The following is an 18843-nucleotide window of genomic DNA, read 5'->3' as shown; positions in this document are numbered from 1 at the left end:
AACTAATTTATTACAGAAACACTTTGGGATGGATCAACAACGCCCGTTCGCACAATAAAGTCTCCAAATCGCTCTTTACCTTTGCGCTCTTTCGCATATTGACCAAAGAGCGGATCCAGCAACTGAAGAATCTCTTCTTCTCCAAGCATTTCTTTATACAGGGTATTCAGACGTTCACCAGCGAAACCTGCACCCAGGTATAAATTGTACTTTCCGGGCGCTCGCCCTACCAGTCCAATTTCTCCAAGAAAAGGACGACCACAGCCATTGGGGCAACCTGTCATTCTGATCAGTATATCATCCTGACTAAGGCCATGCTTCTCAAGAGATATTTCTAATTTACCTACAAGAGCAGGTAAATAACGCTCCGCTTCAGCAAAAGCCATTGTACATGTATTTAAAGCGACACAAGCTACAGCATGCCGGCGCAAGCCTGATAATACTTTTGCATCACCGGCCGAATACCGGCTCAAAACTTCCTGAACCTTTAACTTATCAGCCGAACTAATGTTACCGAGCACCAGTCCCTGGTTTCCCGTGAGTCTAAAATCACATACTTTTAATTTGGCAACCTCGCGTAGCGCCTCTCTTAATTTTAAGCCGGCCGTATCCTGCACGCGCCCATGTTCAATGTGCAAGCCTAGAAACCAACTACCAGTGACGGCTTTTTTCCAACCAAATACATCACCATTTGACTCAAAATGATAGGTCCGTGCTTTCTCCACTTCAAATCCTAAACGGGAATTGAGTAATTCAATAAACCGGACAGAACCAATCCTGTCCAATGTATATTTTAAGCGTGCCAGCTTTCTGTTTTCCCGATTTCCGAAATCACGCTGAATTTTCACGATCTCTTCGATTACCTGAAGTGCCTTCTCCTTCGCAACATAACCCAGTACATCCGCAAGACGAGGGTACGTTTCAGGCATTCCATAAGTCTTGCCCATTCCTCCTCCAACTGCAATGTTATAGCCTTTGAGTTCATCATTTTCCACAATAGCTATCAAGCCAATATCATTGGCGAACACATCAGTATCATTGTAAGGAGGAACAGCAATTGCGATCTTGAATTTACGCGGCAGGTAAGTTTTACCATATATTGGTTCTTCATCTGAAGCACCTCCATCAACCAGCTTCTTGTTCAGCCAAATTTCATGATAAGCAGTGGTTTTTGGTAACAAATGTTCACTGATGCTCCTGGCAAAACTACTCAACTCACCTACGACAGGCGAAAGAGCTTCATTAGATGTACTCATCACATTTCTGTTAACATCACCACATGCGGCGATACTATCCAGCAAAACATCATTCATGCCCTTCATTGTTTGTCGAAGGTTCCGCTTAATTACACCATGCAGCTGAAAGGCCTGACGGGTTGTCAACTTCAATGTACCGTTACCATATTTATCTGCCAGGGCATCCAGAGCCAGCCATTGCTCGGCCGTCGAAACTCCTGCAGGTACACGTGCGCGAATCATAAAGCTGTACTTTGGCTCAAGCTTTTGCCGCTTTCGTTCATCATCCAAATCCCGGTCTGTTTGCTGATAACTACCATGAAACTTTATTAGCTGTGTATCATCGGCGGCAATTGCCCCTGTCACCTCATCATTAAGGCTTTGCTCCAGAGTACCCCGCAGGTAATTACTATTGGCTTTTATGATCTCCACCTCAGATGGTGACCATTTTTCCGGCTGAGGCTGTTTATTTTGCTTAATACTCATTTATCGATTCTTTGGAATGGTTAATACACATCTTCATTATAGCGACCCTCCTTCTTATAGCCAAGCAGTTTTACTTCTGCCTGCTCTGTGGATAAGCCCTCTTTATTACTAAGGATTTCAACAAATGCTTTTTCAACATCCTTTGCCATCTTTTTACGATCACCACAAACATATACTGCTGCACCTTTCTGAAGCCAGTCATACACTTCATCGGCATGTTGTTTAATACGATGTTGCACGTAGATCTTATCTTCCTGATCACGCGAAAAAGCAATACTGATCTTGTTCAGTACATTTTTCTGCCGGTACTTCAACCACTCTGCCTGATATAAAAAATCTGTTTCAAAATGCTGATCTCCAAAAAATAACCATGTTCGCCCCTTACCCGACTCCTGTTCCCTTTCCTGAAGAAATGAACGGTATGGGGCAATACCAGTTCCTGCGCCTATAAGAATAATATCCGTTTCTGTATCAGGCAATCTGAATCCATCATTGGACTTAAGCTGAACAGCCACTTTACCTCCCTCCTCAAGTCGATCAATGAGGTAAGTCGAGCAAACGCCTTCATGTTGCCGCTCGTTTTTGTGATAACGTACAGCTCCAACAGTCAGATGAACCTCATCACCAACTTCTTCCTGTGAAGAAGCTATGGAATAAGCCCTTGGAGGCAGGGTTCTCAGAGCATCGCTTAGTTCCTGAGGCCTTACCTGTATGCCAAATTCTTTGATGACATCCAACAGATCACTACCGTTAAGAAATGAATCTAATTCATCCCTGTTATCAAGCAATCGGTTTAAAGCCGGCTCTTCAACAAAAGCGGATAACTTCTTTAGCACGGGTAAAGTCACCAGTGTAATTTCTTTATGATGCAGCAATAATTCACGAATGGCATAAGAACCTCCCTTATGCTGCACACTTTCCGTTCCAGAAAAATTAACTTGACGCAATATCTGATCAACCAGATCCTGATTATTCACCGCATATACTTCAAGGGCATCACCTGGCTGATAGGTGATACCAGAATCCTCCAGATCCAGTTCAATGTGGTAGGTTTCCTTATTTGAACCTCGACCATTAAGTAACACTTTATCGATCAATTCAGCATGAAAAAGCCCTCCGCTTAATGGCTCATCACTTTTGTGTTTATTAGATGGCACTGTCCCGGTTAGCCCATCAAACTTAAATTGATCAAGCAGCTCCTTGGCTATTCGTTCCTGATGATCCTTAAAATCAACATCCAGCAAATATGGTTCAGTCAAAGGTTTTGCGCCATGCGACTTTAATTGTTCATGAAAATCAATACCTGTTTTACAGAAATATTTATAGCTACTATCCCCCAATGCAATGACCGAATATTGCAATTGCTCAAGAGACCCCACCCGTTTACCAGCGAGGAAACGATGCAGATCCGCCGCATCAGCCGGCGGCTCACCTTCTCCGTGTGTTGAAACGACTATCACCAGGTTCTCTTCTTTCTTAAGGTTTTTAACCTTATAATCGGCCATATTTATCACCTTAAGCTGCTTTTGTTGTTGTGAAGCCACAGCAGACAAGTATTTGACAATCTGTTTCCCGTTTCCAGAGTGAGAACCCAGTAAAACAGTAATCGCAGCCACCTCTTTATGATCACCATTGGCACTGACAGAACTAACTTCTGTCAATTGGGTATCTAATTCAGATCTGACACCTGACAAACCAATACCCGACAAGTATCCACCTAACCAAAGTAGCTGTTCTTTAGATAGTTTATGCACTAACTCATTGGCTTCACCTAATAATTTATCAGGCAATACACCAGTATTTATAGGATATGACATTCTATATCGTATTTAATTGTAATACAACAATCTGCAACATAAATGCTGCCTGTTATCTATTCAAAACTATGAGTGTGCCGGCGGTATACCGGCAAAGAAATATTAAGCCCGGCAGGGCATTCGAAGAAGAAAAGATATCAAATAAGGTGTAGTCAGTTTCATGATTTCCTTCTTTTGGGGTGTATATATCTAAATTGTAAAGTGGTTGTGGCCACTTTACAATTACTTATGCAATAATTACTTGATAAACGGGATCAATCGATTTTGAAGGTACTCAGGTAACGCTCGCCTGTATCTGGTAAGATAACAACAATACGCTTTCCTGCATTCTCAGGACGTTTGGCCACTTCAAGTGCTGCAAACAGTGCTGCTCCCGATGAATAACCACAAAGAATACCTTCTTTCTTAGCTGCCTTATGAGCGGTTTCAATAGCCGAATCATTTGGTACCTTGATGACTTCGTCAAACACATCAACATTTAATACATTTGGTACAAAACCGGCACCTATTCCCTGTATCTTATGCGGCCCGGGCTGACCACCTGACAGTACGGGTGATGCTTCTGGTTCAACAGCTACAATCTTAATACCCGGATTACGCTCTTTTAAGACCTCACCAACTCCTGTTATCGTACCACCAGTTCCTATCCCGGATACAAAAATATCGATCTCACCATCGGTATCTTCCCATATCTCTTCAGCGGTAGTGCAACGGTGTATTGCAGGATTAGCTTCGTTATTGAACTGCTGTGGGACAAAAGACTTTGGTAATTCGCTGGCTATTTGATCAGCACGTTCAATCGCACCTTTCATACCTTTTTCAGCTGGCGTAAGCACTAATTCAGCACCAAATTTAATCAGCAGTTTACGGCGTTCAATGCTCATGCTTTCAGGCATGGTTAAGATAATACGATAACCTTTAACCGCTGCTACAAATGCCAGCCCCACTCCTGTATTACCACTGGTAGGCTCAACTATTACCGTATCCTTATCCAGCAAACCTTTCTGTTCAGCATCGTTAATCATTGAATAAGCAATACGGTCTTTGACTGAACTGGCAGGATTGAAAAACTCCAGTTTTGCCACTACTTCTGCCTGTGATCCGTTAGCCAGTCTGTTGACTTTTACTAAAGGCGTTTTACCAATTAATTCTGTTACGTTTTTTGCAATCTTACTCATGGTTTCTACGGTTTATATGTAATACATTATACTTTCATTTTCTTCTGCAAAATAGTTACGCAGTTTCTCTAAAGTTACGCGGCGCAGCAATCGACCATAATCATTACGTACACTCAGTAAAAAACGGCCAACTGCCTTTTCTGTAGTACGGCCTTCTGTTGCAATCGTCTTATCTAGCTTTTCGTCCAGAAGTAATACGATTTCATAAAGTGTTATTTCGTTCAAAGGCCTCGCCAGACTATAGCCTCCTCCAGCTCCACGTCGAACATTAACAATGTTTCCCTTTCTTAAAGCAACAGCAATTGCTTCAAGAAACTTAACAGATAAGCCTTCACGCTCTGCAATTTCAGCCACCCCCAGATGACTTCCTTCCGCCAATCCTGAAAGTGTTAATAAAAATCGTAAGCCGTAATGTACTTTCTTTGGAAACATATCCTACTATTTTACTTTTTCTGTTAGCAAATATGTATCAGTTGATTACTCTTTCCAAATAAATAAATACTTTTTTATCCTATATTATTTATAGGATATAAAACAACAAACTAAATAACAGCTAGTTACATAGAAAATAAAAACGCAGATAAAAAGGTAATATCCTACCTTTTTTATAGCTTTTAAACAAGTGTTTTTATAGGAATTCTTTAAAAAGCCTCGCGGATAGTGAAATAGACTCCTGTGTCACCATGATTTGAACGCCCGAAATCAATACGAAAATTCAAACCTTCATCGGGCAATACTTTAAAGCGAAGACCTCCACCCATCACCATATGAAGATCTTTCAATGGAGCATCCATAAATTGTGGTGACACCTTACCTGTTCCGGCGAAAAGCACACCACCTAAACGCCACCAGATGTGTTTTCGCCACTCTCCTTGTGCGTACCATACATGTTTATCCATATACCTGTATGGGTGGGAAATTCCTCTCAGAAGACGTGAACCTCCAAGGAAGGATAGTTTATAAAACGGCACATCACCCTCGGCTCCCGACAGGTAAGTCTGGAAAGCCAAAATAGATTCGTTCCCTTTTAATGATATATACTTTCTGACATCGAGGGTTGTTGTTAGAAATTCATAATCACTTCCAAAGGCTTTACTATAATAACTTGATGCAAAAAGAACAAACCATCCTCGTGATGGATAAAGCTGATCATTGCGACTATCAAAAGCGAAACCAGGTCCGACACCATTGGCCCAGCCACCATAATAGCCCATTACATCGGGTGTCAGCAAATCGCCTTCAATGTTGGTCAGGTCATCGTTATTGATATCAATACTTACACCAACAAACCATTTGGCATTTAAACCTTTAAGTATTTCACTCTTGAATTTAAAGCGATTAATCTCAAACTCAGAATAAGGTGGATTCTTAACCTGATTACCAATTCCATAGAACTCATCAGGCAAATACAGGTATTGAAACTTGGAAATAAACATCCATCGGTTTTTTGTAAAACCCAACGCGTCTAATTCGAACTCATACATTCCGGTAGTGGAAAACTTTACTGAAGGAGCGATCGTGGTCGGACGATAATATTCGCATTCAATTTCAGCAGCTGGTTTAATGCGCCAAACAGGCATTACTCCTATGTGAAAACCCTGACGAGGAGAATAACCGGCCATGGGATAAAAGATCAGGCTGTGTCGACCTTTTTCCATTGAAACAAGGTCAATGACATCTTCGATCAGACCAACAGCCCCATTCTCTTCAACATCGCCTGAATCATTAACAGTGACCTCTTGTCCCAATAATTGCAGGCAAGAGCAAAAAAACATCAACAATCCAATCCCCAAACACTTCCGCATCCTATTACTATTGTAACGCTTCTTCAAAATCTTTAATTAAATCCTCACACTCCTCAATACCCACAGAAAGACGCATCATAGTAGGACGAACACCCATGGCTTTCTTCTCCTCATCTGAAAACTCAGCGTAAATTGTTGATTCAGGATGTATTATAAGCGTTTTATTATCATTTAAATTGGTAGCTTTTCTAATAACTTTCAAGCGATCAAAGAAACGATAACAAGCCTCTTTGCTCTCCAGATCGAAAGTCATAACAGCACCTGGCATTCCATTAAACTGCATCTGAGCCAGCTTATATCCTTTACTGCCTGCAGCGCCTGGATAATTGTAACTAACAACTTGTTTATGCGTTTCAAAAAACAATGCCAGTTTTTTACAATTCTCTACACATCGTTCGATGCGTAAAGGCATAATATCCAGCCCCAGATTCATAAAATGAGCTGTATGGGCTGTCATTGAACCGCCCAGGTGCCTGAAAACCTCTTTACGAATACGAGCTACCAAGGCGTTTGTTTCATATTTTACAGCCCATTCTTTTAATGCAGGCAATTTAAGGTAATCGAAAGTACCATTATCAAGCACAACACCTCCGAAGGCAGCTGCTCCTCCTGAAATAAATTTCGTTGTTGACATCACCTCAATATCAACACCGAATCTCTTTGATTGAAAAACATAGGGCGGAGTGATCGTACTATCACAAACAACAGCAACACCTTTATCTTTAGCCAGCACACTCAACTTACTCAAATCAACAATCTCGAGCTGAGGATTGGTGATGGTCTCAAAAAAGTATACACGGGTTTTTTCATCCGTTGCCGCTTTAACAGCAGAATGATCGGTCATATCAACAAAACGAACTTCAAGTCCTAAGGAAGGCAGCGTTTGTTTTAACAGCGCATATGAATGACCGAACAAATGATGTGAGGCAACAATATTACCTCCTTGCTCTACTAAACTGAGTAGTACATTTGAAATAGCCGCCATACCAGAAGCCAATGCTATAGCAGCGCGTGCCTCTGTAACAGCCAGCATCTTTTTCTCAAAATACTCTACTGTAGGATTAGATGTGCGCGAATAGGCATGTGCAAACCTTTTGCCTGCAAACGTTTCAGCTATCTCTTCAGCATTATCAAATTCATATGCCACACCGTCATAAACAGGCATGTGCAAAGCATTGTAAGCATCGTCTTTAGGAAAACTCGTGTGCAAAGAACGGGTAATAAATCCCTTTTTATCGTTATTCATCCTGGTAATGTTTCGCAATATTAACGGGTAAAAATAAATAATTATTGCACTTTGAACACTACCTCTGTGCTTTTACATCACCTGCTGTTATATTATCGCCCGAATTACCAAATCCCGATCTTAAGTAGTTCAGGACATCTGCAATATCCTTATCTGTTAAATTTTGATAACTGGCCATCACACCATTATACGTCTCGCCATTCACCTCGATCTCGCCACTCATCCCATTCAGAATGATATCTATCAGTGGCTCCTTATCGCCGGAAATAACTTTATTATCTGATAATGGCGGATACATCTTCGGAATTCCACCTGCATTGGACTGATGACATGACAAACAGTGCCTTTTATAAATGATTTTTCCGGGATGATCGACTTGTGGTGTTAACTCCGCAGTTTTCTGCTCTGCTTTTTTTGCCTTTGGGGAACCACAAGCCACAAGACCTGAAACCAGAATGAATACAATAAAAATCTTTTGCATTAGATTCACTATTTAATTTATAAATCTACTCAGTTACAATCACTGATTCTATTATCTCTTCACTTTCGCCGCCGGCAACTCCCATAGCCTGCTTGATAATGCCGCCAAACAAATTTCCCATTTTAACACTATTCATTCTCGCCACATAAACTTTTCCATTACTTTTTTCATAAACAGAAATACGACACGGCATCAATGTGGAAGCAATACGTTCATCATCTCTCGAAAGAATTAACTGGGCTACATCAGGTTTACACACCTCCATGACTTTCACCTTTTTAACATCGTAATTAAACTTGGCCATCGTTGCCTGAAGATCGTGAACATGAGGCGTTTTCCAGCCTTTTGAGTCAATTGATTCCTGAAGTTTGTCAAGAGTTTCTTCAAATCCAAATCGACTTTCACTTTCCATAAGCATCATTTTGGGGGCTTTACTTTTTACATAAAAGATAGTTGCCAACGCACCTATCACTAATCCAACAATCAAGAATATCAATTTATCCATAACAAAAGCATTTAAGATTACCACATAGTAACAAATCTACATTTATCAATGTTTAAACCTTTTGCAATCTTAATCGTATTACCTAAGTGTTATTTTTCATACTTTTGCTGATCTGACCCAAGCAACCAAAAACATGCGCAATGATTATTTATTTAAGGATACTTTCACACGAAGCTGAAGACTTTGTTAAGGAAGTGGCAATTGATGACACACTCACCTTTGCCGATCTGCACAATTGCATTCAGGAAACTTTAGCATACGATGCTACCCAGATGGCTTCTTTTTTCACTACCGACAGTGATTGGAACAAAGAGATGGAAATCACACTTTTTGACATGTCTGATAGTGGTTCTGATGCCATAAAAGTAATGCAGGAAACGCTAATTTCGGATTTCTTGTATGAAGAAGGACAGCGCTTGCTATATGTATATGATTTCTTTTCAGAGCGGGCATTTTTTATGGAGGTCATCCAAATAGCCAATGGCAATCTTGAAAAGCCCAATTTCTACAGAAACGAAGGTAAAGCACCTGAACAAATTATGATTGGCGACATCACTGATGATATAAAAGGCTCATCATATCATGATTTTGAAGATGAATTTGACGGTTCGCTTGATTCTATGAAGTTTGATGAGCTGGATAATTTAGATAATGACATTAACTTTGACGAGCTGGCCGATCAATATTAATTAAGAATGACAAAAACACTGATCGTATTAGTTGGGCCTACAGGAATAGGCAAAACTGAATTATGCCTTAACCTGGCGCAACACCTGAACACTGAAATCATATCATCTGACAGCAGACAGATATTTAAAGAGTTGAAAATTGGCACTGCTGCTCCAACACCCGAACAACTATCATTGGTCACCCACCACATGGTGGCTACCCATTCGGTAAATGATTATTACAATGCCTACGAATTCGAACAAGACGTTTTAAAGCTACTTGAAAAGCTCTTTGAAAAACATGATCAGGTATTAATGACCGGTGGCTCCATGATGTACATTGATGCCGTGTGCAAAGGCATAGACGAGCTACCTACTATTGATGCAGAAGTGAGACAGCACGTTATGGACATGCACAACAATGAAGGACTTGAAGCTGTGCGCCGACAACTAAAAATGCTTGATCCGGTATTTTATGACCAGGTAGACCTGAAAAACCACAAAAGGGTCATGCATGCGCTTGAAGTATGCCTGATGACAGGAAAAACATATAGTTCACTTCGCACCAACTCAGCACGCAAGCGACCTTTTAACATCCTGAAAATTGGCCTGGATATGGATCGGGAGACCCTATACAATCGCATTAACCAGCGCGTTGACATCATGGTCAATGACGGCTTGTTTGATGAAGCAAAAGAGTTTTATCATTTAAAAGACAACAATGCACTGAATACGGTAGGTTATAAGGAGATATTTGCTCATTGGGACGGAGAATACAATGCAGATACAGCCATTGAGCTGATCAAGCGAAATTCGCGTCGTTATGCCAAACGGCAATTATCGTGGTTTAGACGTGACAAAGAAATCAATTGGTTTCACCCGTTTCAAACCAATGAAATTATTAAATTTGTAGATAATCACATTGATTAATTTTAACCCACCGGGCCAGTAGCAAAATCCTTGCTCGCGGTTTACAAACATAATGGCCCGGTGTTTTCTTTCAGCATGGATAAGTCCAAACATTTCAACATCCGCGTATACGGGTTATTAATTAACGAACGACAGGAAGTACTGGTTACTGACGAGTTCCGGATTGGCATGTACATGACCAAATTCCCAGGTGGCGGATTAGAATTTGGTGAAGGAACCATAGACTGCCTGAAGCGCGAATTTAAAGAAGAACTGGACCTTCACATTGACATTAAAAGTCATTTTTACACCACTGACTACTACCAGCCAGCCATATCCTTTGAAAACATGCAATTAATTAGTATCTATTACAATGTAGAGGCAAATTCATACAGCAATATTACGACCACCACAAAAATACATGATATACCAGAGATTGATGGTGCTCAATCTTTTCGCTGGATAGCACTAGACAAGTTAAATCCGGATGAATTTACCTTCCCGATAGACAAGAAAGTTGCGGGGCTTTTAAAAGCAAAGGGTAATAAGGGTAGTTAGATCTGAGGCTAACCTTGTTTGACAGCCTCTACAACCAAATGAAAGCTTGATTCGGACCACTCTGTCCTATTGAAACCTCCATAACACTTCAGGTCTGAAAAATACAGATTCATAATCTGCAAAAGCTCCTCGCGCTTAATCATCAGTAGAGGTACCGAGTTTTTAATCTGACTCTGCGGACTTGTTAGTATCGTTTCAAAATCCACCTTACCATCATCCCTATGATGATAATTGCGCACAAAGGAGTAATTATCTTTCGTAATGGTTGGCAGACTTTGCACATTGTTTTGAATGATCCGATCGTAATTCACTATCTGAATCAATAGCTTGCCCCCTTTTTTTAAGCGATTAGCAGCTGCTTTTATAGTTCCCTCAACCTCTTGAAGCGATTGTAAATGAACCAGGGTATTACCAAAACACAAAGACACGTCGAACACAGCAGGTTGAAAATACTCACCAACACGTCGCATATCACCTTGCTGAAATTTTAAATCCAGAGCCTGGGGTCGCTTTTCTTCAGCCTTACACAGCATTTCTTCATCAAAATCAAAACCTCTCACCCTTGCACTTCTACGAGCCATAGCTATTGATAAAGAACCTGTCCCACAACCAATATCAAGTATAGTTGTTGACTCCAGTGCACCATTGCATGCCTCTTCAACAAAAGCCAACTGCGCTTCATTGAGAGGAAAAATAACATCATATGCCTCAACAATCTCACTATAAAATGCCATAATCAATACTTTTCGTTTAGAAATGCCAGCTCACGTCCACGCTCAGAAAACCAAAACAACTTATATCCTGCTGCCTTCAACCTGTTCACAAGCTTTTTAGTATCCTTTATTGTATAATCCCCTTTGGATCGATGGTGGAATTCTACCAAAAGCTGTCCAATTGCAACACTACTGTCCAAAATATTATCAATCACTTCATACTCGGCACCTTCAATATCAATCTTCAGCACATCGATACTGGCATGACCCAGTTGCTTCATAATACTTGACAAGGTCAAACATTGCACCTCTATTTGCTCCCTGTGCTCTGAACTTTTCACTAAGCCACAGCCCGCTATATTTTCCCTGTTAAGAAAAAATAGCTCCTTAGAATCTTTCCATCCCAAAGCTATTTCATGGTGGCGTAAACGAGCAGAAACAGCTTTATCATTCAACCAGCTTATGGACATTGGATTTGGGTCAAATGAAAAAACAGTCAATCCAAAATGCTTGATTATAGTTTCTTCCCATGATATATTAGTGCCCACACCAAACGAATAAACTATGGAACCGGAATCAACATGTTCATCCCAAAGGGGCCACCCTCCATCATCCGTATCACCATAAAAGCTTACTTCTTTTACGATATCCAAATCAGGAGAATAAACTCTACCCAGAAAACGTCTGCATGTCAATTCAATTTTTTTCCAATCCATTCATGCTTGCATATATAAGATAAACTGCTATAATCGTTCCGACACCTGGTAAGCGTTACGATCATGACCACTACGCGATACCAATTCTGCCAGAAAACCTGCCAGGAACAGCTGTGTACCAATTATCATACTGGTTAATGCGATGTAGAAGTAAGGGCTGTCAGTAACAAGGGGAGCTGCAATATGATAATAGAAAACAGAGAGCAGTTTGCTTACCCCCAGCCATAAGGCCGATAGAAAACCCACGACAAACATTAATGTTCCCAAAGCACCAAACAGATGCATCGGACGCTTACCAAATTTGGAAATAAAAGTAACCGACAGCAAATCGAGGAAACCTTTAATGGTGCGTTCTATACCAAATTTAGATACTCCATACTTACGCTCCTGATGCTGCACGATTTTTTCACCAATTCGATTAAAACCAGCCTGTTTGGCAATTAAGGGAATGTAGCGGTGCATTTCGCCATATACTTCTATGTTTTTGATAACCTCATTTCTGTAGGCTTTCAATCCACAGTTAAAATCATGAAGCTTAATACCTGAAACCATCCTCACAGTCCTGTTAAACAACTTACTAGGCAAGGTTTTACCTATGGGATCATAACGTTTCTTTTTCCAGCCACTAACAATATCATAGTTATCTTCGCGCACCATACGCACCAACTCAGGAATCTCATCAGGACTATCCTGCAGGTCGGCATCCATTGTGATAACCACCTCACCTTCTGCAGCTTCAAAACCACAGTACAAACCAGCTGATTTACCATAATTACGACGAAACCTGATGCCTTTTACCTGCGCATGATCGCTCTTTAGCTTTACAATCTCGTTCCATGAAGCATCAGTACTGCCATCATCGACAAATATAACTTCATAAGACCAATTCAGCGGGCCTACAACCCGCTGAATCCAACTATATAATTCTTTTATTGATTCTTCCTCGTTGTATAAAGGAACGACGATCGATAAATCCATATTATGCTTCTTCAAATTGAGAACCATCAAATATTGAAGGCTCCTTTTTAAATATAGCTGCTAAGATAAGTGAAATTATTATCCCGCCAATAGCAGACGCAACAACACCCATTATAGCCATTGCTGTTGGGTTAATTAACATTCTTGTCCACTTTTCAACCATCTCCAGGTTACCCTCTATTTCAGGACTTTTCCGAACCGCTTCCTCAAGTGATTTTTGAACCAGCTGCTCCACTAAACCAGGATCGATAAACTTAAACAGAATAAAAGTGAATATGGCAGAAATTATACCTCCCACAAGAAAGGTTACGAATCCAAGTCCAACGCCTTGTTTATATTCAAGTACTCCTCCATTTTGCTTATCTCTGAAGTTCATCATTGCCCAACATAAAAAAGCAATTGATATTAAAAATGAGATCCATGAAACATAACTCTCACCAACAATGCCGGCTACATAGGTAATTAATGAAAATACAATAGAAATTAAGCCAAGGTAAACACCAAAGGTCACTCCGGCTTTCGAAGCAGATACAGTTTTTTCCATAATTTAGTTTTTTTTGTTACTGTCAACTAAAATACAAATATCCTTTTAAACTCGATGTAGCCTGTTGTTTTTTATTTATTCACTCCTTCAACGAAAAAAATATATTTTTTTTGCTTTTCATTATCACCACTTTAGATATTTGTTGCAAAAAAAGTGCACCTGAAAATTTGCAGGGATAAAAAATTGCCCTACTTTTGCATCCGCAATCACAAAGAAACACGGGTAAGTCCCATACGACTAGCTCCTGTTGAACTCCCCCAGGGCCTGGCGGCAGCAAGGGTAGACGGTTGTAGCAGTGCGATATGGGTAGCTTACCCACCTTGCCTGTGTAGCTCAGCTGGCTAGAGCAGCTGATTTGTAATCAGCAGGTCGGGGGTTCGAGTCCCTCCACAGGCTCTCAACAACAAACGAGTTGTGAGAAAGAATTAAAAAATATTGAAAATATTGATGGGGAGATACCAAAGTGGCCAACTGGGGCGGACTGTAACTCCGCTGACTTATGTCTTCGTAGGTTCGAATCCTGCTCTCCCCACCATTTGCCGATGTAGCTCAGCTGGCTAGAGCAGCTGATTTGTAATCAGCAGGTCGGGGGTTCGAGTCCCTTCATCGGCTCAATATTTTTCATTTATTGCGAAAGTAGCTCAGTTGATAGAGCATCAGCCTTCCAAGCTGAGGGTCGCGGGTTTGAGCCCCGTCTTTCGCTCAAAGCCATTCTGAAGAATGGCTTTTTTATTGAAATTTTCAGTTGGGGAGATACCAAAGTGGCCAACTGGGGCGGACTGTAACTCCGCTGACTTATGTCTTCGTAGGTTCGAATCCTGCTCTCCCCACAAAAAAGGTTCTGTTAGCAATAGCAGAGCCTTTTTTTGTGCCTTTATTTTCCAATTAATTTGCTACTTTTAAGCAAAACAATGCTAGCATGTTAGTAAAAATTTACCCCGAAAATCCGAACGAGAAAGAGATACGCAAAGTAGTGGATATTTTGCGTAACGGTGGACTCGTTATTTATCCGACCGACACCATCTATGGAATTGGTTGCGACATAAACAACGCAAGGGCTGTTGAAAAAGTAGCACGCATCAAGGATATCAATCTTAAAAAGGCCAACCTTTCATTTATTTGCTATGATTTAAGCCATATATCAGATTTCACCAAACCTCTCAATAACCATGTGTTTAAACTGATGAAAAAACACCTTCCGGGACCTTTTACTTTTATTCTACCTGCCAACAGCAACATACCTAAACTTTTTAAGAATAATAAAAAGACCATTGGTATTCGTGTTCCGGATAATAATATTATACGTGAACTGGTAAAGGAACTTGGCAACCCCATTTTATCAACTTCAGTTAAGGATGAAGATGATATTATTGAATACACGACTGATCCCGAACTGATTTACGAAAAATTTGCCGACCGGGTAGATGTGGTTATTGATGGCGGTTATGGAGATAACGAACCATCGACCATTATTGACTGCACAACCGATGACCTGGAAATTGTGCGCTATGGTAAAGGAGAAATTGAATTGTAAATAAAATCCCCATTTTTGCAATAACTAAAAACATGGTTTAAAACAGCCAACAGAAAAACGCCTTGCTTGTAATGATTAAACGCCTGATTCTAAACGACCGGTTTATCCTCTTCCTGATCCTATTAAACTCCTTGTTACTTTTTATCAGCGGATATGAAACCAACCAATCAAATGGTTATTTTATCACCATAATTGACAACCTGATTACCATTATATTTCTTGCCGAAGTAATCATTAAATCAAGAGAGTATGGCTTTAAAAACTATATTAAATCCAACTGGAACAAACTTGATTTTATACTGGTGTGCCTTTCTACACCGGCATTGCTGACGTTTGTTTTTCATTTGCAGCTGGATGACTTTAGCTTTTTGTTGATATTCCGGATCATGCGAATCTTTAAAACCATTCGCTTCATCAAATTCATACCCGATATAGAGCACCTGGTGGCAGGCATTCAGCGAGCACTTAAAGCTTCCGTTTTCGTTTTAATAGGTTTTGCCATATACATCTTTATTATTGGCATACTATCATTCTATTTCTTTCACGAAAGTGGTGGTAAGTTTTACAAAGACCCTATTACCTCTCTATACTCTACTTTTAAGATCTTTACTGTTGAAGGCTGGTTTGAAATACCAGAAGCTATTACGACTAACTACTCTACGACGAAAGCATTTATTACCTATCTCTATTTTATTTTCGTAGTAGTTACGGGTGGTATTTTCGGACTATCACTGGTCAATTCAATCTTTGTTGACTCAATGGTCAGTGACAACAACGATGATCTGGAAGCGAAAATTGATAAGCTGGAACTAAAAATATCTAAGATATTGGCAAAAGTTTCAGAAGAAGAAGAAACTGAGATAAGGAATTGAGTATTCTTTAATAATTCAGCACATTCCACCAATTTATCGGATTAATTCCTTTGGAAGCATTTTCATTAAAGCCAAGGAATACAAAGACTTTACAGCACATTGCCCCACTTAACCTGAGCGGATATGTCGGGCAAATACGCAGCTATTTGTTACTCTTCCAATTCCAATTAAACTCAAACCAAACTCAGACCAAACTCAGATTAAACTCAGATTAAATTCGACTCCAGCTGAATTTAATATGAATCAAATATGTGTTTAATCTGTTTTTATTATGACTCAAATAGCCTTCACTTTGCCTGGAATTATAAACGAATGTGCCGTAAGAACAATTAGTAGGATTTTTGCCACCACATGAGCAATAAAAACTTATTTACAGGAATCCTCCAGTGGAAATGGTTTTGTATGAATGTATGACACTTAGGTCCATTCAATACGACAATGGCTTCTTATTCAGATCCCATTTCCCGGCGACATGTTCACTGAAAAAACAATGAGGATAACTTAAAGAAAATCGATAACTTATAAGTTAAGCTTTGCTACTCCTTCCAAAAATAAGGTGAGAAAAGCAATATAACCGTAAACAATTCGAGGCGTCCGATCAGCATCAGGAAAGATAAAAACCACTTGCCAAATGCAGGTACTTCATAAAAATTAAGTGCGGGTCCCACCTCACCAAGTCCCGGACCAATGTTACCAATAGATGTGGCAACAGCACCGAGTGCTGTATCCAGGTCGTAACCCATGATACTCATAATGATCATGGCTATGCCTACCGTCATCATGTAAATAACAATAAAGGCCAGTACATTTGTAATAATGCCCGAATTAACAGCACGTGTATTGTATCGGACAGGTATTACGGCATTGGGATGCACCAGGCGCTTTAGTTCAAAAAAGCTATTTTTCATTAATAGTACAATACGTACTATTTTAATACCTCCTCCGGTCGAACCAGCAGAGCCTCCTGTAAACATCAGTAAGAAAATAACAATACTTAAAAATGGTACCCACATCAGGTAATCGGCCGTAGCATAACCAGTAGTAGTAATGATTGACACCACCTGGAACAAGCCGTCACGCCAGGCCTGTTCAAGACCATCGGCTCCCTTTGTAAAGTAAAGCACCGCCGCAACAAGTGCACTAACTCCAATTATAATTCCTGCATAGGCCTGAAACTCCTCATCTTTTATAACCTTTTGAAACTTACCACGCAAAGCGCTGAATGACAATGTAAAATTGGCACCGGCAATAAACATGAACAAGATAATTACATATTGAATATAAGGGGATGAAAAATAGGCAACACTAGCCTGCTTTGTGGAATATCCTCCTGTGGCCATAGTTGTAAACGAATGGCATATCGCATCAAATGGAGTCATTCCACCAATAACCAACAAAACTGCTTCAACAAAGGTAAACAACACATAGATACCATATAATCGTTTAGCTGTTTCTGTAATACGAGGGTGTAGTTTATCGGGTGCAGGTCCGGGTACTTCGGCAATAAACATCTGCATACCCCCAACACCCAGAACGGGTAAGATAGCCAACGATAGTACGATAATACCCATTCCGCCCAACCACTGTATAAGGCTTCGCCAGAATAACAGACCATGTGGCAGGGCCTCAATATCATTCAATATACTACTACCGGTGGTTGTAAAACCTGAGATGGTTTCAAAAAAGGCATCTGTATAAGATGGGATGGCACCACTTAGCCAAAAAGGTAACAAGCCGAAAAAAGAAAAGACTATCCAAACCAAAGCAACAATCAGGTAACCTTCACGCTTACCGATATCTTTTGGTGCTTTACGCAGGCTAAAACCAGTGCTACCTCCTATTACAATACAGATAGCCGCCGATATTAAATGATAGGGCAAATCATATTCTCCGTATAGTAATGCAACGCCTGCCGATAAAAGCATAAATACACCTTCAACTACCAAAAGCAGCCCAAGTACCAATAAAATAAATCGAGTGTTAAGCATTTTCCCTTCTCAGTATTTATCTTGGCAAAGATGATATTTTTTAAAATAAAAATGACTTTATTGATCAATAATTCTTCCTGTGCACTTCGAAAAAGGAAGCACATCTGCGCAAGCGGGTAGCTCTTTCTAAATAAAAAAGAGGCCCCGGACCTCTTTTTTAATCATATCATTACACGGATGTATTACCTTAATTTTTTGAAATCAGCCATTCTTTGGCTAAATCAAGCGTTTCGAAAGAGCGCAAATCGCGACCGGTTAATTTCATAATACCATTATAAACAATACGCTGCAGGCCAGAAATACCCACCACTGCCCCATGACTCACATAGGGTTTGTTACCGCTAATAAACTCTGAGAAGATATTTTTAATTTCAGCGTTAAAATGCATCCCTGCAATATTTGTCAGGGAAATAACCGATTTTTCAGGCTGCATCCTGATATAATCTTTGCTTTGTTTTATTAACTCTTCAATCTCAGAGATCTCCCTCATTCCCGTAAAATCCATGAAGAAAATCCGCCTTCCCTGATAATTGATAATTTCTGGTTTATTCATTGTTGTCCAATTTTATTTTTACAAAAATAAAATGCAGCCCCATAAGCCCTTAATCCT

At 40.1% G+C, this 18843-nt stretch carries 19 protein-coding genes and 5 tRNA genes; 10 read left to right on the top strand and 14 right to left on the bottom strand.

What is annotated here, in order from left to right:
* Nucleotides 1-2 precede the first annotated feature (2 nt).
* From ACRD69_RS02945 to ACRD69_RS02910, 8 genes are all read right to left on the bottom strand, one after another.
* Nucleotides 3-1721, bottom strand: a complete 1719-nt coding sequence (locus tag ACRD69_RS02945) for an NADPH-dependent assimilatory sulfite reductase hemoprotein subunit (RefSeq protein WP_430813570.1) — start codon at nt 1719-1721, stop codon at nt 3-5.
* Between the two features lie 20 nt (nt 1722-1741).
* Nucleotides 1742-3538 (bottom strand): diflavin oxidoreductase, encoded by a 1797-nt coding sequence (locus tag ACRD69_RS02940; RefSeq protein WP_430813569.1) that lies wholly within the window; start codon nt 3536-3538, stop codon nt 1742-1744.
* Nucleotides 3539-3792: 254 nt separating this feature from the next.
* Nucleotides 3793-4716 (bottom strand): cysteine synthase A, encoded by a 924-nt coding sequence (cysK, locus tag ACRD69_RS02935; protein ID WP_430813568.1) that lies wholly within the window; start codon nt 4714-4716, stop codon nt 3793-3795.
* Nucleotides 4717-4728: 12 nt separating this feature from the next.
* On the bottom strand, nt 4729-5148 hold the full coding sequence (locus ACRD69_RS02930; RefSeq protein ID WP_430813567.1) for an RrF2 family transcriptional regulator: 420 nt from the start codon (nt 5146-5148) through the stop codon (nt 4729-4731).
* Between the two features lie 209 nt (nt 5149-5357).
* Complete coding sequence (locus ACRD69_RS02925; protein WP_430813566.1) at nt 5358-6521, bottom strand: BamA/TamA family outer membrane protein; 1164 nt, start codon at nt 6519-6521, stop codon at nt 5358-5360.
* Nucleotides 6522-6528: 7 nt separating this feature from the next.
* The gene (locus ACRD69_RS02920; protein WP_430813565.1) at nt 6529-7767 is read right to left on the bottom strand and encodes a PLP-dependent transferase; all 1239 of its coding nucleotides are present in this window, start codon (nt 7765-7767) and stop codon (nt 6529-6531) included.
* A gap of 58 nt (nt 7768-7825) precedes the next feature.
* Nucleotides 7826-8248 carry a c-type cytochrome gene (locus ACRD69_RS02915; RefSeq protein ID WP_430813564.1) on the bottom strand — a complete coding sequence of 141 codons (423 nt, stop codon included), beginning with the start codon at nt 8246-8248 and terminating at the stop codon, nt 7826-7828.
* Nucleotides 8249-8273: 25 nt separating this feature from the next.
* The gene (locus tag ACRD69_RS02910) at nt 8274-8753 is read right to left on the bottom strand and encodes a DUF302 domain-containing protein (RefSeq protein ID WP_430813563.1); all 480 of its coding nucleotides are present in this window, start codon (nt 8751-8753) and stop codon (nt 8274-8276) included.
* 140 nt (nt 8754-8893) lie between these two features.
* Between ACRD69_RS02910 and ACRD69_RS02905 the strand changes: the two genes are divergently transcribed.
* The 3 genes from ACRD69_RS02905 to ACRD69_RS02895 all read left to right on the top strand — a co-directional run bounded on the left by ACRD69_RS02905 (nt 8894) and on the right by ACRD69_RS02895 (nt 10888).
* Nucleotides 8894-9442, top strand: coding sequence for an IS1096 element passenger TnpR family protein (locus ACRD69_RS02905; protein ID WP_430813562.1), 549 nt, complete (start codon nt 8894-8896; stop codon nt 9440-9442).
* 6 nt (nt 9443-9448) lie between these two features.
* Nucleotides 9449-10351 carry a tRNA (adenosine(37)-N6)-dimethylallyltransferase MiaA gene (gene miaA, locus ACRD69_RS02900; RefSeq protein ID WP_430813561.1) on the top strand — a complete coding sequence of 301 codons (903 nt, stop codon included), beginning with the start codon at nt 9449-9451 and terminating at the stop codon, nt 10349-10351.
* A gap of 75 nt (nt 10352-10426) precedes the next feature.
* Nucleotides 10427-10888 carry an NUDIX hydrolase gene (locus tag ACRD69_RS02895; protein ID WP_430813560.1) on the top strand — a complete coding sequence of 154 codons (462 nt, stop codon included), beginning with the start codon at nt 10427-10429 and terminating at the stop codon, nt 10886-10888.
* An 8-nt stretch (nt 10889-10896) separates the two neighbouring features.
* Here ACRD69_RS02895 and ACRD69_RS02890 read toward each other — a convergent pair whose 3' ends face one another.
* The 4 genes from ACRD69_RS02890 to ACRD69_RS02875 are packed head-to-tail and all read right to left on the bottom strand — an operon-like array spanning nt 10897 to nt 13839.
* Entirely contained in the window at nt 10897-11622 is a 726-nt protein-coding gene (locus tag ACRD69_RS02890) for a class I SAM-dependent methyltransferase (RefSeq protein ID WP_430813559.1), read from the bottom strand.
* Nucleotides 11623-11624: 2 nt separating this feature from the next.
* Nucleotides 11625-12317: an FkbM family methyltransferase gene (locus ACRD69_RS02885; RefSeq protein WP_430813558.1), complete on the bottom strand. Its 693-nt coding sequence runs from the start codon at nt 12315-12317 to the stop codon at nt 11625-11627.
* A 27-nt stretch (nt 12318-12344) separates the two neighbouring features.
* Nucleotides 12345-13295: a glycosyltransferase family 2 protein gene (locus ACRD69_RS02880; RefSeq protein ID WP_430813557.1), complete on the bottom strand. Its 951-nt coding sequence runs from the start codon at nt 13293-13295 to the stop codon at nt 12345-12347.
* A gap of 1 nt (nt 13296) precedes the next feature.
* Entirely contained in the window at nt 13297-13839 is a 543-nt protein-coding gene (locus tag ACRD69_RS02875; RefSeq protein WP_430813556.1) for a DUF4199 domain-containing protein, read from the bottom strand.
* Between the two features lie 322 nt (nt 13840-14161).
* Between ACRD69_RS02875 and ACRD69_RS02870 the strand changes: the two genes are divergently transcribed.
* From ACRD69_RS02870 to ACRD69_RS02840, 7 genes are all read left to right on the top strand, one after another.
* Nucleotides 14162-14235: transfer RNA gene (locus ACRD69_RS02870), tRNA-Thr, on the top strand.
* A 53-nt stretch (nt 14236-14288) separates the two neighbouring features.
* Nucleotides 14289-14374, top strand: a tRNA-Tyr gene (locus ACRD69_RS02865).
* A gap of 3 nt (nt 14375-14377) precedes the next feature.
* Nucleotides 14378-14451 (top strand) — tRNA-Thr (locus tag ACRD69_RS02860).
* A gap of 18 nt (nt 14452-14469) precedes the next feature.
* A tRNA-Gly gene (locus tag ACRD69_RS02855) sits at nt 14470-14542 on the top strand.
* Nucleotides 14543-14586: 44 nt separating this feature from the next.
* Nucleotides 14587-14669: transfer RNA gene (locus ACRD69_RS02850), tRNA-Tyr, on the top strand.
* A gap of 89 nt (nt 14670-14758) precedes the next feature.
* The gene (locus tag ACRD69_RS02845) at nt 14759-15373 is read left to right on the top strand and encodes an L-threonylcarbamoyladenylate synthase (RefSeq protein ID WP_430813555.1); all 615 of its coding nucleotides are present in this window, start codon (nt 14759-14761) and stop codon (nt 15371-15373) included.
* Between the two features lie 71 nt (nt 15374-15444).
* Nucleotides 15445-16245, top strand: a complete 801-nt coding sequence (locus ACRD69_RS02840; protein WP_430813554.1) for an ion transporter — start codon at nt 15445-15447, stop codon at nt 16243-16245.
* A gap of 536 nt (nt 16246-16781) precedes the next feature.
* Here the strand turns inward: ACRD69_RS02840 and ACRD69_RS02835 are convergent.
* A complete protein-coding gene (locus tag ACRD69_RS02835; protein ID WP_430813553.1) occupies nt 16782-18233 on the bottom strand; it encodes a TrkH family potassium uptake protein in 1452 nt (483 codons plus the stop codon).
* A 187-nt stretch (nt 18234-18420) separates the two neighbouring features.
* Nucleotides 18421-18786, bottom strand: coding sequence for a hypothetical protein (locus ACRD69_RS02830; RefSeq protein ID WP_430813552.1), 366 nt, complete (start codon nt 18784-18786; stop codon nt 18421-18423).
* Between the last annotated feature and the right edge of the window lie 57 nt (nt 18787-18843).

This window comes from Carboxylicivirga agarovorans (assembly GCF_050589845.1).
GTDB classification, from domain to species: Bacteria; Bacteroidota; Bacteroidia; order Bacteroidales; family Marinilabiliaceae; genus Carboxylicivirga; species Carboxylicivirga agarovorans.
Note: the sequence above shows the minus strand (reverse complement) of the source record. Positions and strands in the feature narration are given on the sequence as shown.